Annotated in this window: 11 protein-coding genes; 2 read left to right on the top strand and 9 right to left on the bottom strand. The window is 71.4% G+C overall.

Annotated features, from left to right (window positions below; all coding sequences use genetic code 11):
* Positions 1-94: 94 nt before the first annotated feature.
* The 7 genes from tssM to AC3IF1_RS02295 form a co-directional block, all read right to left on the bottom strand.
* Positions 95-3,601 carry a type VI secretion system membrane subunit TssM gene (gene tssM, locus AC3IF1_RS02325; RefSeq protein WP_489215545.1) on the bottom strand — a complete coding sequence of 1,169 codons (3,507 nt, stop codon included), beginning with the start codon at positions 3,599-3,601 and terminating at the stop codon, positions 95-97.
* Positions 3,598-5,100, bottom strand: a complete 1,503-nt coding sequence (gene icmH, locus AC3IF1_RS02320; RefSeq protein ID WP_489215543.1) for a type IVB secretion system protein IcmH/DotU — start codon at positions 5,098-5,100, stop codon at positions 3,598-3,600. Before icmH ends, tssM begins: the two co-directional genes overlap by 4 nt.
* 384 nt (positions 5,101-5,484) lie before the next feature.
* Positions 5,485-6,522 (bottom strand): methyltransferase domain-containing protein, encoded by a 1,038-nt coding sequence (locus AC3IF1_RS02315; protein WP_489215541.1) that lies wholly within the window; start codon positions 6,520-6,522, stop codon positions 5,485-5,487.
* 4 nt (positions 6,523-6,526) lie between these two features.
* Positions 6,527-6,910, bottom strand: coding sequence for a PAAR domain-containing protein (locus tag AC3IF1_RS02310; RefSeq protein WP_489215539.1), 384 nt, complete (start codon positions 6,908-6,910; stop codon positions 6,527-6,529).
* 23 nt (positions 6,911-6,933) lie between these two features.
* Positions 6,934-9,561 (bottom strand): type VI secretion system ATPase TssH, encoded by a 2,628-nt coding sequence (gene tssH, locus AC3IF1_RS02305; RefSeq protein WP_489215537.1) that lies wholly within the window; start codon positions 9,559-9,561, stop codon positions 6,934-6,936.
* Between the two features lie 569 nt (positions 9,562-10,130).
* Positions 10,131-11,531: a DUF2254 family protein gene (locus tag AC3IF1_RS02300; RefSeq protein ID WP_489215535.1), complete on the bottom strand. Its 1,401-nt coding sequence runs from the start codon at positions 11,529-11,531 to the stop codon at positions 10,131-10,133.
* 123 nt (positions 11,532-11,654) lie between these two features.
* Positions 11,655-11,918, bottom strand: coding sequence for a hypothetical protein (locus AC3IF1_RS02295; protein ID WP_489215533.1), 264 nt, complete (start codon positions 11,916-11,918; stop codon positions 11,655-11,657).
* Positions 11,919-12,661: 743 nt separating this feature from the next.
* Here AC3IF1_RS02295 and AC3IF1_RS02290 point away from each other — a divergent pair.
* Positions 12,662-13,477 carry a DUF3658 domain-containing protein gene (locus tag AC3IF1_RS02290; RefSeq protein WP_489215531.1) on the top strand — a complete coding sequence of 272 codons (816 nt, stop codon included), beginning with the start codon at positions 12,662-12,664 and terminating at the stop codon, positions 13,475-13,477.
* A 160-nt stretch (positions 13,478-13,637) separates the two neighbouring features.
* Here AC3IF1_RS02290 and senB read toward each other — a convergent pair whose 3' ends face one another.
* Entirely contained in the window at positions 13,638-14,597 is a 960-nt protein-coding gene (gene senB / locus AC3IF1_RS02285) for a selenoneine biosynthesis selenosugar synthase SenB (RefSeq protein WP_489215529.1), read from the bottom strand.
* A gap of 27 nt (positions 14,598-14,624) precedes the next feature.
* Between senB and senA the strand changes: the two genes are divergently transcribed.
* Positions 14,625-15,929, top strand: coding sequence for a selenoneine synthase SenA (gene senA, locus AC3IF1_RS02280; RefSeq protein WP_243968896.1), 1,305 nt, complete (start codon positions 14,625-14,627; stop codon positions 15,927-15,929).
* A gap of 39 nt (positions 15,930-15,968) precedes the next feature.
* Here senA and selD read toward each other — a convergent pair whose 3' ends face one another.
* Positions 15,969-17,018: a selenide, water dikinase SelD gene (gene selD / locus AC3IF1_RS02275; protein ID WP_489215526.1), complete on the bottom strand. Its 1,050-nt coding sequence runs from the start codon at positions 17,016-17,018 to the stop codon at positions 15,969-15,971.
* Between the last annotated feature and the right edge of the window lie 233 nt (positions 17,019-17,251).

Raw genomic sequence — 17,251 nt, 5'->3', positions numbered from 1 at the left:
AGGCCGCAAGGCCGGCGCATCCGGGCTTCCCCCGGGAACAGGTCGGGCGCCGTGCCGCGCTCCGTCGCGCCCGGTCCCGTGTCGCGGCGGGGCGTCATGACGACGAGGACCCGGAGACCAGCGACGGCAGGCACCGGAAGCCGCTCATCAGGTTCGTGCCGAAGGGATTGTCGACCGTGGCGGGCTGCAGCGAGAAACCGGCGGTCCGGCTGCCGAGCTGGACGGTGAAGCTGAAGCTGTTGCCCCCGGTCACCCGGAGGGATCGGTCCGCGAGGAAGCGGAACAGCGCCCAGGGCCCTTTGACGGTGATGAAGGACGGCTCGCCCGGATCGTTCACCCCGAAGCCCACCCGCACGCCGCTGTGCGTGCCGGGCCACTGCATGGCGACGCTCTGCTGCGGCCCGTACTGGTACGTGAGCGACTGTCCGTCGATGTCGAGGGTCACGCGCATCGCGCCGGGATCGAGATCGGTCGGCGTCACCGCGAACGGGACGAGCGGGGCCGCCGCCCCGCCGGGGAAGAACACGGTGCGGATCCGGCTCGCCTGCTCGAACAGGCGCAGGGCCTCCGGGGTGACGTCGAGCCGGGCGCCGGCGATGGCCGGGAGCTTCCACGGGCTCGCGCTGGTGTCGACGAAGGGCTTGAGCTGGCGGGTGAAGAACTGATCCAGCAGGCCGCCGGGGGCGAACATCCGCCTGAAATCCGCCAGCGCCACGTCGGCCGCGGCGGTGTCGAACGGATAGCGCCCGCCGATGGCGGATTGGCAGAACGGCAGCACCTGCGCCTTCCAGGCGGCGTCGAGATCGGACCGGACACTGGTGTTGGCGATCGCCGAGGTCCGGCGCACCAGGGTGCGGATCGAATCGGACACCGGCGGCGGTGCGCTCATCACGCTGAGCTGGAGCTGGCTCAGGGTCTGGGCGAAGGCCGGATTGGACGTCATCTCGGTGGCCAGGGCCGGAACCGCGCGACCCGCGCTGGCCACCGGGCCGAGCAGGGCCCGGAGCTGGTTGATCTGGGCCAGCAGCCCGTCGAGGGCGCTCGGCGCGCCCGCGACGAAGCGGTGCAGCACGGCGAAATGATCGGTGACGGCCTGAGCCGGGGCCACCGAAGCGGCGGGCGCCGCGCTCAGATCCTGCTTGACGCCGTCGGGCGTCGGCTCGCCGCCCGGCGGCTTCTGGCCGGCCAGGGCGGTGTTCTGCGCCACCGCCTGCAGGAGGGCGGCGTAGGGCGAGGGCGGTCCCGAGAGGGCCTGGAGCACCCCGAAGGCATCGGTGAAGTTCGCGAAGGGCGCGATGTCGATGGCGTTGAGCAACTGCTCCCAGCGCGAGACGTACTCGCCGATGTAGAGATCGACGATCTCCCGATACAGATTGTCGATCAGGATGGGATTGCGGCCGCGTTCGGACTTCGGATAGCGGACCCAATCCGCGTTGATGACGCGCTTGGCGACCTCGCCGATCTTCGGCAGCACCGCCGTCGCGAAGGCGGCACGGGTGTAGAGACCCGGGATCGTTTCGCTCAACTGTTGGCCGGACGAGCGCCGGACGAGACCGTAGGAGGCGAGCGGCCCGGTGACGTTCGTCAGCTGCCAGGGCGGCAGGCTCGTGATCTCGTCCGCCGCCTTGAGCAGGGCCAGGCCATACAGGGCCGGGGACAGGGCGTTGAGGGCGGTGCGGGCCTGGGCCACCAGGGCGGCGTTCAGCGCGATCGGCTCGAACCCGACCTCGAGGAGGTTCTGCACCTGGCCCTGGAAGTCGCCGCAGAGCTGGTTGTGCAACGGTTCGGGATAGAGCGCGCGGCACCGCTGGTTCATCCAGCCCAGGACGACGTCGTCCTCGACCGCGTGCTCGCCGCCGAGCATCAGATAGACCATCAGGGCGCCGTAGAGGTCGTTCGGCCTGTTCAGGCTGGCCTGGATCCGCGTCTCGAGCTTCAGGGCGAGGCGGGGCAGGAAGATCTGCTGCAGGGCCTGCACATACTCGCCGCGGGTCGCCGCGGCGATCACGCCGTGCTGGGACAGGCCCCCCTGCTCCTCGAGCGGCACCGCGTCGGACCGGGAATTCCAGCCCTCCGGCAGGGCCTGGAGCCGCTTCAGGGCCGCCAGCAACGACGCGAGGTCGACCGCCGTGTTCGCGCGGCCTTCGGTGTCGGCGATCAGGGCGAGGCTCGAGCGGACCTTGGGCACCTGGGCGCGGACCGTGTCGATCAGCCGTGCGTTGCCGAGGAAGCTCACCGACCACCACGCCACCAGGGCGACGGCCGCCGCGGTGGTGGTCCCGAGGAGGGCGGCGCGCAGGGTCAGGGCGGTCCGGCTCGCCCTGGCGTTGAGGCCGGCGAGGCCGGATTCGGGCAGGATCACCTTGTCGATCAGGTCGCGGATGAACAGGCCGGGTTCCGCCGCCGGCCCCGCCGCCGGCCCCGCCGCCGGCCTCCCCGCCGGCCCCTCGGCCGGCCCTCCCGGCAGCGCGAGGTGGCCGGCATCGGGCCGCGCGCTGGTGAAATAGACGCCGCGCAGGAGCAGCGGCTCCTCGAACTGGCTCGGCCTGAACACCTCGGCGATGACATCGCCCAGCCGGGACTTCAGGGCGGCGAATTCCGGCAGGAACATGAAGGCGTCGAACCGCGACGCCGCCTCGCCCTCCGCGTTCATCAGCTCCAGGGTCCGCGGCGTGTGCCACTGCACCAGTTCGTCGAAGCCGCGGCCGAACACGGTGGCCACGTCGTCGGGATCGGCGCCCCCGTGCGACCCGTCGAGGAGCGGCAGGGTGAAGCCGAGGACGCCGTCGCGGGGGAAGGCCGATGCCCCGCCGAAGAAGGCGCGAAAGCCCGGCAGCGCGTCGAGCTTGGTGAAGACGAGATAGACCGGCAGCCGCACGCCGAGGCGGCTCACCATCTCGCCGAGCTGGTGACGGAGATCGTCGCCCAGGGCCAGGGTCTGGGCGGGAACGGCCGCGCGGAACTCCGGCAGGCTCAGGGTCAGGATCACGCCGTTGGCCGGCTGCTGGCGGCGGAACCGCTTCAGCAGGCCGAGGAAGTAGCTCCAGCCGCGCCGGTCGAGCTGGCTGCCGAGGGCGCTCGCGCTGTCCACGAACACCGCCCGGTCCGTCAGCGACAGGGTGTAGGCGGGGCCTGCCGCGACGGTGTTGCTCTGTCGGTCGCCGCCGCCGAACCGCAGGCCCGAAGCCTGGACCAGGGCGGTCTTGCCGGCGCCCGCGGGGCCGGTGACGAGGTACCAGGGCAGGGCGTAGGCATGGGAGCGGCCGCGCCAGCCGGTCCCGGGCAGCTGGCGCAGCATCCGCATCATCCGCTGCATCGAGCGGTCGAGGGCCCGGCTCTGCCGGCCGTAATCGTCGGCCGCCGGGGTCTCGGCGGAGGCCCGGGCCGGACCCCGGCGCAGGAGCAGCGCCAGGGCCGCGATGACCCCGAGCAGGAGGATGACCAGCGTCACGAACAGCCGCAGGGCCGGGTCGGCCAGCATCGGCTGATTGCCGATCCTGAGGTCGGGACCGAGGAACCACGTCGCCGCCGCCAGGCCGAAGCAGGCGATCGCCAGCAGCAGCCACGGCCAATAGGCGAGGATCTGCTTCGGACGCGTCATCGCTCGCCCCGCGGCGCGGGCGCGGGCGCGGGGGCGCTGGGCCGGGGCGCCCGCGCCGGGCTCGGCGGGGGCGTGAACCGGACTTCGACCCGCCGGTTGGCCCTGCGCCCCTGCGGCGTCGTGTTGGGGGCGATCGGGTCCGCCGCGCCGAGGCCCGTGAAGGCGACGCGGCTTGGATCCGTGAGATTCGCCATGAGCTGGTCGGCCACGACCTCGGCCCGGGCCCGCGACAGGCTGACGTTGTCCGGATACGCGGCGGTGCGGATCGGGACGCTGTCCGTGTAGCCGACGACCTGGATGAGTCCGGGCCTGGATTCGAGCGCCCCGGCGATCGCCTGGATCGTCTCGGGATAGGGGTCGCGCAGGACGATCGAGCCCGAGGCGAACAGGTCGCGCGTCGTGGTGACGACCGTGGCGTCGCCGCGCTCGGACACGGTCAGCAGGCCGGCCTGCTCCTGCGGCGCCAGAAGGCTCGCGATGCTCGGCGGCGGCGGAGGCGGGGTGACGATGGCCGGCGCGACCGGCGGGGCCGGGGGCGGCGGGGCCGGGACGGGATCGGGCGGGGTGAGCACCAGCGTGCTGATCTCGTCGGCCGCCCGCGTGGCGTTCCGGTGCAGCAGGGTGCTCAGGACGATGAAGATGCAGGCCGCCGCCAGGACGATGCCCAGGCCGGCGAGCCAGTACGGCATCAGGCCGCGGAACCGGTCGCGCGCCACGACCAGGCCCCGCCAGGCCGGCGACAGGTCGGCCGGCGGCGCGCCACGCAGCTCGCGCAGGAACAGGTACAATTCCTCGCGGATCCGCCCGCGCTCCGCCGCGCCCTGCGGCTCCAACCGGTAGCGCCCCTCGAACCCGAACTGCAGGCAGTGGTAATAGACTTCGATCTCGCGCGCGAACGAGCGCGACGTCGCCATCATCTGGCTCAGCAGCACGTAGAACCGCTCACCGCCCCAGGTTTCGCGGAAGAACATCGAGATCATGCTCTTGTGGGCCCAGGGGCTGTCGCCACCCCAGGCGGTCTTGAGCACGATGTCGTCGACCGTGGCGGCGAGCCCGTAGAGCAGGATCCTGATATGGACCGGCGTGAGGCCGCGATGGGCGGCCTGAACCTCGAAATTCTTGAGCGCCGCGACCAGATATTGGTGCAGCGAATCGACATCGATCTCTGTGGCGTACTGAATCCTGAACAGCCAATCGAAGATCGGCGCCGCGAGGGCGAGTCCGACATTGTCGCCGTAGACGTCGACGACCGTCGGGAGGCCGGCGCTGTGCTCGGACAGGGGCAGCGTGGTCCGGACCATGTCGGTTCCGGTCCGCAGCGGCGGTTCGACCGCGGACGACCGCGGCGGCCGCAGGGCGCTCGGGGCTGCATCCGGCAGCGGCGCGACGCGGGCTGGCGGCTCGCTCGCGATCGGCCTCATCCGGGACGACGGGATGGTCTGGCCGCCGGGCGAAAAAATCGTGGGGTCGTTGTGAGCCGTCGCAGTGCTCGAGGCCATCGTATATTCCCCAATCGATCGACTTATTTGATAATAAATCTCCCGAATAAGACATCCGGAGTCTGTGATTTATATCGACTCGTATGTTGAGTTATGATGTCCAGCGCGGCCCGTGGACCATAGGGAAAGACTTTAAAAAAGCAATGCGATTTTCCGAGAGTGAGAATAATTTTCTGTGAACTCTTTAGTCTGCAAAGATTCAAGATCCATCTTCGTCGTTCCGTCGACTCGATCCCTGAGATCTTAAGCTTCATATCGTCGAAGACGACGTATTGAAACTCTATGCCGCGCCAGAACTATTACTGCGCGGGAATACGTGCGCTTTCGCGGGAGGGACTCGAAGTGCGGCTGCGAGGCGCGGACCCATCGGCGTCGACGACGCGCTCAACCGGCCGCGGCCGTCAGGGTCACCAACCGGGATCGATAGGTGACGGTGGCGTTGTCGTGCAGCCGGACGGACCAGGGCAGGTCGAGGGGCGGTCCGGTCGGCACCAGGGGCTTGGCGTCGGGGACGCCCCGATCGGCCAGCGCGATCATCGCCGCGAGGGCCTCCGGGCTGTCGAGCCAGGCGGCGGACGGGGTGGCGTGGGAGGCCCAGTCGAGGGGCGTCGCGACGGCGACGTCACCCCCCGGCCGCGTCACCCGGCCGATCTCGGCGACGAGGCGCGCCGGGTCCGGCACGCAGTCGAGCACGTTCAGCGCCAGGACGCGCTGGAACGTGTCTCCGGCGAAGGGCAGGGACAGGGCGTCGGCGATCCAGAAATCCACCCGCTTGGCCTCCGGCGGGGAGAAGGGGGTTTCCCGGCGCTCGTAGCGGTTGCCGAGACGCCGGAGCGGGTAACGCAGCAGGCCGCGATCGAGGATGCCCCGGCCGATGCGGAGCAGGGGCCAGTTCAGGTCGATGCCGAGCACGGGTTCGTCGCACTGCGCCGCCAGGTCGAGGCTGGTCCGCCCGGCGGCGCAGCCGATATCGAGCCGCGGGCCGCCGCCCCCGGCGCCCAGGCGCCGCAGGGCCTGATCCAGGCAGCGGCGCACGCTGCCGGGCGGCGTCGTGGCGTCCGGCTCCCCCGCGAACAGGTCGCCGTAGTGATCGTGGGCGTAACTCGATTGCTGGTGCCGGGCGATGCTGAAGGCCGAATCCGGCCCGACCGCGGCCCCGATCACGGCCTCCACCGCCGCGTCCTCGACGTCGCCCGCCAGGACGAGGTGGAGATTCGCCGCCAGCCATCCGGCGAGGTCCGGGACCAGTACCGGAACGCCCGCGATGATCGGGAAGCGCTGGCCGCACGCCGCGTCGCAGCAGCGCAAGACCCCGAACACGATCGCGTCGCCCGTCGCCTCCGCCCCCGGCTCCGGGATCAGGCGGCCCCGGCGGCAGGCCGGGCAGAGGGGCTTCAGGGCGTCGAAATGCAGACGGCGCATCCGGTCACCCGCCAATGATCACGGTGGCGCAGCCCGGCGGCAGAATCTTGCCGGACGGACTGGGAATCGGTGCCACGCAACTCGCGTGGAGGGTCGCGTCGCCGGCGCGCGCCGCCGGCATCTTGCCGATCAGCACCGTGGACGAACCCTTGGCGATCATGCCGGGACCGGCCGGAACGCAGCCGATCAGGAGGCAGGGCATGGTCGTGTCGGTGGCCCGTGCCGCCGGCATCTTGCCGATCAGGACCGTCGGGCAGCCCTTGATGATGGCGAGCGGCATGGCCGGATGCGGCACCGGCGTCGGCACCGGGGCGGGGGGGTGGATCGGCGCGTGACAATGGGGCGCCGTCTGCAGGACGAGGTCCCCGATGCGAGCGGCCGGCGGCATGGGCGGGGCTCCGGTCGGCGCGTTCAGCGCACCGTGTAGACGAAGCCGCCATCGCGATCGATGCCGGCATGGACATGCTGGATGGGCGCGCCGCCGGCCAGATGTTCGAGGACGCGGACCGAGAGCTCGGGGAGCAGGGTCCGCGACAGGATGTTCTCGACGTTGCGGGCCCCCGACGCGCTCTCGGTGCAGCGTTTGGCGATGGTCTCGATCAGGTCGGGATCGTAGTCGAACGTCGCCTTCTGCGTGTCGGCAAAGCGCCGGCGGATCCGCTCCAGCTGCAGCACGACGATGCGGCGCAGGGTCTCGTCGCTGAGCGGCAGGTACGGCACCAGGGTGACCCGGCCGAGGAACGCGTCCTTGAAGACCTTGCCGAGTTCCGGCCGCAGGGCCGCCGCCAGGGCGGCCGGATCCGGCATCGTCTCCGGGTCGGCGCAGAGCTTGGCGATCAGATCGGAGGCCGCGTTCGAGGTCATGATGATGACCGTGTTCTTGAAGTCGATGTCGCGGCCCTCGCCGTCCCGCATCTGGCCCTTGTCGAACACTTGGTAGAACACGTCCTGGACGCCGGGATGGGCCTTCTCCATCTCGTCGAGCAGGATCACGCTGTAGGGCCGGCGCCGGACCGCCTCGGTCAGGATGCCGCCCTCGCCGTACCCGACATAGCCGGGCGGGCTGCCCATCAGCAGGCTGACCTTATGCTCCTCCTTGAACTCGGTCATCGTGAGGGTGGTGAGGCTCTGCGCGCCGCCATAGAGCAGGTCGGTGAGGGTCAGGGCGGTCTCGGTCTTGCCGACGCCCGAGGGGCCGACCATCAGGAACACGCCGAGGGGCTTGCGCGGGTCGGTCAGGCCGGCCCGGGACGTGACGATCGCCTGCACCACGGCCTCGAGCGCGTGATTCTGGCCGATGACCCGCTCCGCCATCGCGGCCCGCAGGGTCAGGACCGAGCGGATCTCCGTCGACTGCATGCGTCCGGCGGGGATGCCGGTCCAGTTCTGGACCACTTCGGCGATGGCCTGCGCGTCGACCAGCGGGAAGACCAGCGGCGCCTCGCCCTGGAGCGCCCTCAGTTCGTCCGAGGCGGCCGTGAACGCCGCCGACAGGTCCGCCGATGGATCGTCGCTCTCCGCCGCCTCGATCTCCGCCCGCAGCGCGCCCAGGCGGGCGACCAGCGCCTTTTCCCGATCCCAGCGCGTCGTCAGGGCGTCGAGCTCCCCGGCGAGGACGGCCCGCTCCTGCGCCAGGGTGGCGAGGCGCGCCCCGCCCTGACCGTCGGTCCGCGTCTCGCGCGTCAGCATCGCCGTCTCGGTCTCGATCGCGTCGAGCCGGTGCCGGCGGTCCTCGATCGCGCCGGGCAACGTCGTCTGGCTCACCGCCACGCGCGCGCAGGCGGTGTCCAGCAGGGAGACGGATTTGTCGGGGAGCTGGCGCGCGGGGATGAAGCGCGCGGCGAGCCGCACCGAGGCCCCCACCGCCTCGTCGAGGATGCGGACCTTGTGGTAACGCTCCAGGGTCGCCACGAGGCCGCGCATCATGGTGATCGCGACGGGCTCGGACGGCTCGTCGATCTTGACGATCTGGAAGCGGCGCGTCAGCGCCGCGTCGCTCTCGAAATACTTCTTGTACTCGGCCCAGGTGGTGGCCGCGACGGTGCGCAGCTCGCCGCGCGCCAGGGCGGGCTTGAGCAGGTTTGCGGCATCGCCCTTGCCGGCGGCGGCCCCCGCCCCGACGAGGGTGTGGGCCTCGTCGATGAACAGGATGATCGGCTTGGGCGACGCCTTCACCGAGTCGATGACCTCGCGCAGCCGGCGCTCGAACTCGCCGCGCATGCTGGCGCCGGCCTGGAGCAGGCCGAGGTCCAGGGAGCGCAGGGTGACGTCCTTCAGGGCCGGGGGCACGTCGCCGGCGACGATCCGGAGGGCGAGACCCTCCACCACCGCGGTCTTGCCGACGCCGGCCTCGCCCGCCAGGATCGGGTTGTTCTGGCGCCGGCGGATCAGGATGTCGATGCAGCGCCGGATCTCCGCGTCGCGACCGAGAATCGGGTCGATCTTCCCCGCGCGGGCCTGCGCGGTCAGATCGACGGTGAACTGCTCCAGGGCCCCGCCGGGCCCCGGCGGGAGGCCCCCGGCCGAATCGGGGGCCGCGCTGCCCTGCGCGGTCGGCGCGGCCTCGGCGCTCGCCGCCGTCAGGGCGGCGAAGTCCCGCTTCACACCCTCGGCCGACAGGCGATGGAGGTCGTCCGCGATCTGCCCGAGGCGCCGCGCCGACGCCTCGTCGGCCAGCATCGCCCACAGGATGTGGCCGGAGCGGACCGAGGTCGCGCCGGCCTCGACCGACGCCAGGAGCCAGGCCTGCTTGATCAGCGCCACCACGTCCGGGGCGAAGCCCGGCGGCCGGCCGTTGCCGCTGCGCAGCCCGTCGAGGATGCGGTCGAGACCGGCGATCAGGCGCCCCCGATCGATGCCGACCTGATCCAGCATCATGGCCACGTCCGACCGGGGATGCTCCACGAGGCGGCGCAGCCAGTGCTCGATCTCGATGTTGTAGTGCGCGCGGGTCAGCGCGAGACCGGCCGCAGCCTCGAGCTCCTGTCGGCACACGTCGTTCAGGCGGCGAACGAGCAGACGCAAATCAACCGACACCATCTGAACGCTTCCTGTGGCCGCCTGGTCGCACCCTCTAAGCTTAACTTTGCGGATTGGCGAGTGTTCATTGTCAAAAAACCCGCTTCGCGAGGTCTGGGGATTATAGAAGCCGACAAAAAGATCGAAGTTAAAGGCGTAAATAGGGAAAATTATTATAGAGATGCTCGATTTTAAAAAGTATTTTTCGTTACGTTCTAGATTCATAATTCATATTGACTGCCTTTCGCGGAAAGGATCTGGGCGGCGTCAGCGCGGACCGGTCGCGAGGCCCGAGCGGCAGGGCCTGGGAGCGTCCAGCCGCAGGAGCCGGCCCTGTTCGCGCCGGAACGCGTCCCGAAGCGCGACATCGGACGCGATGCAGGCACGTTCCACGGCTTCCCGGTCTTGCACCGCCGGGCTTCGAGATTGGCCGCCGGCACCGTCCGGCTGAAAGCTGGGGCGCTGTCCCGGGCGGGCGGGGGACCGCGGCGAGGCGGTTCGAGGCCGCCGCTGCGCTCCGGCACGTGAGGATGAGGGCCCGGGTGGGTGGTTCTCCGCCGAGCGGCGTTTCATCGATCCTGCGACGGTTCTCAGGCCGCCGTGGGCACGCGGGTCCCGCGCGAGTTCAGGACGCCGATACTCGCCGCCAGCCCATCGGCCGCCTCCTGGATCGCTCCGGCGACCTGAGCTTCGCCCCGGCCGGTCAGGGCGCGCCGGCATCGGCCCAGCTCCTGTTCCAGATCGGAGGTCAGCACATGGTCGCCGAGGGACGACAGCAGCCGGCGGACCGTGTCCGTCAAGGCCGGCAATTGCGCGGCGGGCACATCGGCGATCAGCGTCGCGAGGGTCCGCCAGACTTCGGCGGCGAGGGTGTTCTGCATGCTCTCCGACGCGACGACACCGATCGCGGCGATCGCCAGGATCGCGTCGTCCACCGCCTTGTCCCGGTAGATGACCCGTGACGCGGCGCGTTCCGGGATCGGCCCGGCGCAGCTCCAGCGCGCGATGATGTCCCGCAGGCCGTGGCAGACCAGAATCGCCGGCTGCGGGTTCTGCTTCGATGTCGACGCGGTGGTCCAGGCGATCGAGGAGAGCTGCTCGATGCCGAAGCCGGCATCCCTGTCGATGGTCCGCCGGGATTCGATCCTGATGGCCGCGCCGACCGCCTCTTCGAGGGCAGCCCGGGCGTCCGCCGTCAGGGGCCGGGGGGCATGCAGGCGGTAGAGGGGATCCCGGAAGGCCACGTGGGTTCCGATCCGGGCGATGATCTCGATGTCGGTGTCGTGATGCGCCGCGGACAGCTCGATGGCCGGCACGTCCAGGTCGCAGACCACGCCATAGGCGTCTGTGCGGACGATCTGCGACCACGGCAGGCCCTCGCGCGGCGTCCGGCGCGTGGCCTCGATCAGGGGCCGCTCCGCCGCGCGGGCCTTCAACGTGTGGCCATGGATCGCGGTGACGACCGAGTGGGGCCGCATCTGATCGATGGTGCTGTAGATCAGGATGACCACCAGGCACAGCGCGGCCCCGGTCATCAGGAGCGACAGCAGGGCCCCGAAGATCGGTTTGTGCTCGGGGCTGGCGCTGCCCAGCGTCAGCAGGACGAACACGCTGAGCCCGACGAAGAAGCCGAAGCTGACCTTGTTCGAGCGCCGCTGAATGAACTGGTCGTAGACATCCGTGGAGAGCGTCGCGGCTGTCTGCTGCACGGCGATCAGCAGGAGCGAGAAGGTGATCGAGGTCACCGTGATCATGCCGGACGCGACCGTGCCGAGGAGGCTCGCGATCGCGGCAGTGTCGCCGAGCAGGTGAGCCAGCCACGGCAACGGGGCGGGACCGGGCCCGCCCCAGAGGATGTCATCGAGGACGTAGGTCAGCGCGAAGAGGCCGAAGAACCCGGCGATGACGATGAGCGGCAGGCCGATGAACTCGCGCAGCGACCGCCTTGCGAGCGCCAGGAGCCGATCGACGACGTGGCTTGCGATCCTCATCGGGCGACGGCGGGCAGGCTTCCGGATCGGTGTGTCACGCCGATGCCCCGGTCGGGACCGCGCGGTGCGGGCCGGTCCCGACCAGCGCCGCTCGACGCTCGACCGCGTGCACCGGCCACCCGATCAGCGACGCATGTCCGTGGGCAGGTGCTGGATCGGATCGACCGTGCCGCCGTTTCCCGCGCCCTGCACCGACCCCCCCGACGTCATCACATCGGTGGACGAACTGATGGCGCTGGGCGGCGCGACGCGACCCGTCGACTGGTCGGCCGGCGCCACCGGACTGTCGGACCGATGGGTCCCCGGAGGAAGGGTCGCGGGCGTGGGTTGGTCGATCCGGCTCCCCGCCGACTGCGCTTGCACCGCGCTCGACATCGCCAGGATCATGAGTCCGAGACCGCCGACGGTTCCCAGACAGGCCGAAAAGGCACGCGCAGATCGCTTGAACAATGGAGTGTCCTTGAAGGAGTAAGCCTCGGTCCCCGGCCGTGCGCGGCGAGCCGCGCGTGGCCGGGGTTGCGGATGGCCGATGCGCGGTCGAGCCGCTCCGGCGCCGCGCTCGACCGGACTTGCGCGCCCTACTTGACGCCGCTCGGCTGGCCGGTTGGCCCCATACCGATTCCGCGGCCGTTCGGCGCCGACGCGGAGGCCGTCCCAGCCCCCTTCCGCATCATGTGCCGCCGATGCGTCGTCGCGCGGTTCCGGGTCATCCGAGCCCAGCTTGTCGGAGCGCCGTTCAATCCCGCGACCCGATCGCCGCCGCGAGCGGTCGCCGGTGTGGCCAGGCTCGTGGCAACGATCATGAAGCCTGCGGCCAATCCCATGAACCTGAGTGACATGATCGTTACACCCCTCCTGGAATTATAGAAACAATCTGGAAACAGAGATCCGAACTCTAGGTGGGCTGAATAGTTCCGCGGCCAGAGACGCGTCATCCATTCCGCGAAACGATCCCCGGGCGGAACGACCGCTCTCAAGCGCAGCCCCGACAGGCGTCACGGCAGCGTCGGGCCAGACGCGGGGCGACCGCCCGGCCTGATCCCGCCTCGGACCGATCCGCTCGGGGATACGGGCATCGGTGCCGCTGCCCGGGAGACGTCGCAGGGGAGACAGCGCAGGGGAGACGTCGCATGACGGAAGGTGCCCGGATCGTCCATGTCGTGTTCGGCCGGTCGGTCGCCGCCACGCTGCGCGACGCCCTGGCGTCGCTCGGCATCCCGGAGCCCGTGATCGGCCTGCCCGACAGCCTCAGCGTCGGTTCCATCGACCCGGCCGATGCGGATACCCGGCAGGCCTGGGACAGGTCCGTCCTGCGGTCGGGGTCCGCGCTGCGGGATGAACGCGACGACGACCTGATCGACGCGGAACAGGCCTGGGCCACAGCGACCGCGCCCGGCACCGCGCCGGTGTTCTGGGCGTGCCTGCGCGCGCCGGCGGAGCACGCCTGCTTTCTGGCCTTCGCCGCCCGGATGCACGGGAGGCCCTTCGATTTCGTCGACGCGACCGACCTCGACATCACGACGGCGGACGGGATCCGGAGCCCCTGGTCCCTCGGTATGCTGCGGCGGCAGGACATCGTCGCGTCCAACCTCTACGCGCGCCGGCGTCCGCTCTCGCCCGACGCGCGTCGGGCGGCGTCGGATGCGTGGTCGCGCCTGCAGCGCGAGAACGCGCCGTTCCGGATCGTGCGGGCCGGGCGCTTGGTGTCGGCACCGCTCACGCATTACGACGCCCTGCTGGTCGGGCAGGCCGGCCCGGACCGGGAGATCGCCGCGCGCCTGATCGGCCGGGCGATGGCGACGTTCTGGGACGCGCCGAGCGGCGACGGCACGGGGGACGCCGTCCTGTTCGGGCGCATGCTGGCGCTGGGGGAGGCCGGCGCCCTCGAGATCGCCGGTCCCGGACCGGGCCTGCGCGCCTATCAGGTCCGCCGTCCGGCCGGGTGAGAGGCGACCCGACGGGATGCGGTGCCCGCACCCCATCCCGGGCGATCCGACCTGCTGTCCGGCCATGCCGGCGCGCTTGCCGCGCCCGATCCGCTGCGCCAGCGGGGGCCGGCGCCCGGCAAACCTGTCGCCGGCCGGCAGGCCGTGCCGGGGCGGCGTGCTACGCCCTGCAGCGCGCGACGACCTGGCGGAGGGACTCGCGCTCCTGGGCCGGCGCGAAGCGATCCGCGCGCTCTGTACAGAAGGCGCCGAGGGCGCTCAGGAACCCGGGCTCCTCTTCGGCCCGCAGGAGCAGGTCGGCCAGGGCCGCGTCGTCGCCGACCGGGAAATAGCCGGGATAGGTCGGTCCCAGCAGGCCGCGGGTGCCCGGAATGTCGGAGGCGATCACCGGCAGGCCGGCCACGACGGCCTCCGACACCACGTTGGCCCCGCCCTCCTGGTGGGAACTGAGGACCATGACACGCCCGCGGGTCAGCCAGCGCCGCACCAGGGATCCGGGCCGGTCCCCGAGCCACAGGTAGCGCGGATTCTCGGCCATCTCGGCGTGCGCCCGGGCCGCCCAGACCGCCTCGTGGGCCCCGCCGAGATGGACGACGCGCAAGCGCGACCGGGCCGGAAGCCGCCGGGCGGCGCGGGCGGCGCGGAACGGGTCCTTCTCGGCGCGCAGGTGCCCGACGACCAGGACCTCGAATGCCTCCGCGGAGGCCGGCCAGCGCTGGCGACGGGGCAGGGCGGACTGGAACACGACATCGACCTTGGCGCGGTGACGCTCCGGAAGGGCGGCGGGGATCAGGTCGTGCAGGCCGATCAGCCGGTCGGCCAGGTCGAGCGAGCGCAGCGTCGGCTCCGGGTCGGCCGCGAGATAGTGGTAGACGTCGGTGCCGGTCAGGGCGACGATGAGCGGCCGCTCCGGGTGGCGCGCCTTGAACCGCGCGATGGACGCGGCGCTGCGCCAGGCGTGCAGCGCCAGCATCAGGTCGGCCTCGCTCTCCGGATCGTAGGTCGTCGCCACGTCGACTTGATGGCCGAGATCGCCGAGGATGCGGGCCCAGCGCATCGCCGTCGTCCGGTTCCCAGCGCGCGACCGCTTCGCCGCCGGCGTGATGAGGCTGATCTTCATGATTGCGACAGGCTTCCAGGACGTCTGATGACCGCACAGGTTTCCGCCGCCGATCTCGTGGCGATGCTGCAGGACTCCCGGGCGCGAACGCTCGAACTCGTGGCAGGCCTCGACCGTGCGCAACGCATGGGGCCACAGCACGACATCGTGAACCCCCTCCTCTGGGAAATTGGGCATCTCGCCTGGTTCCACGAACAATTCATCCTGCGCGGCCCCGACGGACATCCGCCCCTGATGGACGGGGCCGATGCGCTCTACGATTCCGCGCGGGTGCCCCACGCGACGCGCTGGTCGATCCCGCTGCCGGCGCTGCCCGAGACCCTCGCCTACATGGCCCGCGTCCACGCGGCCCTGATCCGGCGTCTCGCCGATCGCGAGCCCACACCCGAGGAGGCCGACCTCTACCAGCTCGTGATCTTCCACGAGGACATGCACGACGAGGCCTTCACCTACACGCGCCAGACCCTCGGCTACCCCGCGCCCGCCTTCGCCGCATCGGCCTCCGCCCGGCCTGCGGGAACCGGTCCCTGGCCCGGCGACGTCGCCGTGGGCGGCGGGACCTGGCGGCTCGGGGCGGAGCCCGGCGGCGGCTTCGTCTTCGACAACGAGAAATGGGCGCATCCCGTCTCCGTCGCGCCGTTCCGCATCGCCCGCGCGCCGGTGACCAACGCCGAGTTCGCGGCCTTCGTGGCGGATGGCGGCTACCGGGAGGCCGCCTACTGGGACGCGGAGGGCGCGCGCTGGCGCGACGGCTGCGGCGCCGAGCACCCAATCTACTGGACGCGTCGCGGCACGCGGGACTGGACCGTTCGCAGGTTCGACCGGGACGCGCCGCTGGCCCCCGACCAGCCGGTCGTCCACGTCAGCTGGCATGAGGCCAACGCCTATTGCCGCTGGGCGGGACGGCGCCTGCCCACGGAGGCGGAGTGGGAGGCCGCCGCCGCCGGTGCCCCGGCCCGCGACGGGACCCTCGACACGGCCAAGCGCCCCTACCCCTGGGGCGAGGCGGCGCCCACCCCCGAGCGCGCCAATCTCGACGGCGGCCATCTCGGCTGCGTCGACGTCGCCGCCTACCCCGCGGGCGACAGCGCCTGGGGCTGCCGGCAGATGCTCGGCAACGTCTGGGAATGGACGGCGAGCCCGTTCCTGCCCTTCCCCGGCTTCGCGCCCGATGCCTACAAGGAGTATTCGGAGCCCGCCTTCGGGACCCGCAAGGTGCTGCGCGGCGGCGCCTGGGCGACCCGCGCGCGCATGGTCGACACCGCCTATCGCAACTTCTTCGGCCCGGACCGCCGCGACGTCTTCGCCGGCTTCCGCACCGTGGCGCTCTAGCCGCGCGCAGCAGGCGCACGAGGCGGGATCGAACCCGCCTCAGGCCTCGACCCGGATGCCGGGGGGGCCGGCCTCGAACCGACCGACGATGGCGGCCTGCGCGAAGCCCGCGGCGCGGACCTGGGCCAGGATCGCCGCGGCCCGACCGGGCGCGCAGGTCACGAGCAGGCCGCCGGAGGTCTGGGGATCGGTCAGGATGTGGCGGCGCCAGTCCGGCAGACCCTCGGGCAGGGTCACGTGGTCGCCGAAGCTCGCCCAGTTGCGGTGCGAGGCCCCGGTGACGAAGCCGTCCCGCGCGAGCGCCTCGGCCCGGGGCAGGAGCGGGATCGCGCCGCCCGCGACGACGAAGGTCAGGCCGGCGCCGCGCGCGAGTTCGAGGCCGTGGCCGAGGAGGCCGAAGCCGGTGATGTCGGTGATGGCGTGGACCTCCGCGTCGCCCGCGAGATCCGCCCCGACCCTGTTGAGGCGCGTCGTGGTGGCGACGAAATCGGCATAGCCCGCGGCATCGAGGGCCTCGCGCTTGATCGCGGCGGAGTAGATCCCGACGCCGAGGGGCTTGGTCAGGATGGCCACGTCGCCGGCCCGGGCGTCGGCGTTGCGCCGGACGCGGGCCCGGTCGCACAGGCCGATCACCGCGAGGCCGTAGATCGGCTCCGGCGTGTCGATGGAGTGGCCGCCCGCGATGGGGATGCCCGCCTCCGCGCAGGTCGCGGCGCCGCCCTTCAGGATCCGGGCGACGACCTCGGGGGCGATCTTGCCCACCGGCATGCCCAGGATGGCGAGCGCGAGGATCGGCTTGCCGCCCATGGCGTAGACGTCGGAGATCGCGTTGGTGGCGGCGATCCGGCCGAAATCGTGGGGATCGTCCACCATCGGCGTGAAGAAGTCCGTGGTGGCGATCAGGCAGGTCCCGTCATCCAGCGCCCAGACCGCCGCGTCGTCGGCCGTCTCGTTGCCGACGAGCAGGCGCTCGAACGGGCCGGCCACCGGCTGGTCGGCCAGCAGCGTGCGCAGCACCGCGGGGTCGAGCTTGCAGCCGCATCCCCCGCCATGGGCGAGGCTGGTGAGGCGAACCGGGGGCGTGTCCATGGCTGATTCCTGTGGCATCGGGGGCTGTGACGGGCGCGGGTTGGGCCGGTCCTACCAGACAAGGGCCCGCTGCCGCGATCGCGCGGCATCGCCCGGCGAAATCCATCCGCGACACGGGGTCGCCCGGCGTGGCGAACCCGCGCCGGCACGCGCGCATCGTCCCGGGAGGCGGGTTCCGGCTTTCGGGAAAAGACGATGCGGATCAGAAAATTAGCGTCGCGTCCCGGTTCCGG

This window comes from Methylobacterium sp. E-012, from assembly GCF_057836545.1.
This window is presented reverse-complemented; position numbering and strand designations above follow the sequence as displayed.

Excerpts from the sequence above, each read along its gene's own strand:
- tssM (WP_489215545.1), bottom strand. The coding sequence starts at position 3,601 with ATGACGCGTCCGAAGCAGATCCTCGCCTATTGGCCGTGGCTGCTGCTG.
- icmH (WP_489215543.1), bottom strand. The coding sequence starts at position 5,100 with ATGGCCTCGAGCACTGCGACGGCTCACAACGACCCCACGATTTTTTCG.
- AC3IF1_RS02315 (WP_489215541.1), bottom strand. The coding sequence starts at position 6,522 with ATGCGCCGTCTGCATTTCGACGCCCTGAAGCCCCTCTGCCCGGCCTGC.
- AC3IF1_RS02310 (WP_489215539.1), bottom strand. The coding sequence starts at position 6,910 with ATGCCGCCGGCCGCTCGCATCGGGGACCTCGTCCTGCAGACGGCGCCC.
- tssH (WP_489215537.1), bottom strand. The coding sequence starts at position 9,561 with ATGGTGTCGGTTGATTTGCGTCTGCTCGTTCGCCGCCTGAACGACGTG.
- AC3IF1_RS02300 (WP_489215535.1), bottom strand. The coding sequence starts at position 11,531 with ATGAGGATCGCAAGCCACGTCGTCGATCGGCTCCTGGCGCTCGCAAGG.
- AC3IF1_RS02295 (WP_489215533.1), bottom strand. The coding sequence starts at position 11,918 with ATGATCCTGGCGATGTCGAGCGCGGTGCAAGCGCAGTCGGCGGGGAGC.
- AC3IF1_RS02290 (WP_489215531.1), top strand. The coding sequence starts at position 12,662 with ATGACGGAAGGTGCCCGGATCGTCCATGTCGTGTTCGGCCGGTCGGTC.
- senB (WP_489215529.1), bottom strand. The coding sequence starts at position 14,597 with ATGAAGATCAGCCTCATCACGCCGGCGGCGAAGCGGTCGCGCGCTGGG.
- senA (WP_243968896.1), top strand. The coding sequence starts at position 14,625 with ATGACCGCACAGGTTTCCGCCGCCGATCTCGTGGCGATGCTGCAGGAC.
- selD (WP_489215526.1), bottom strand. The coding sequence starts at position 17,018 with ATGGACACGCCCCCGGTTCGCCTCACCAGCCTCGCCCATGGCGGGGGA.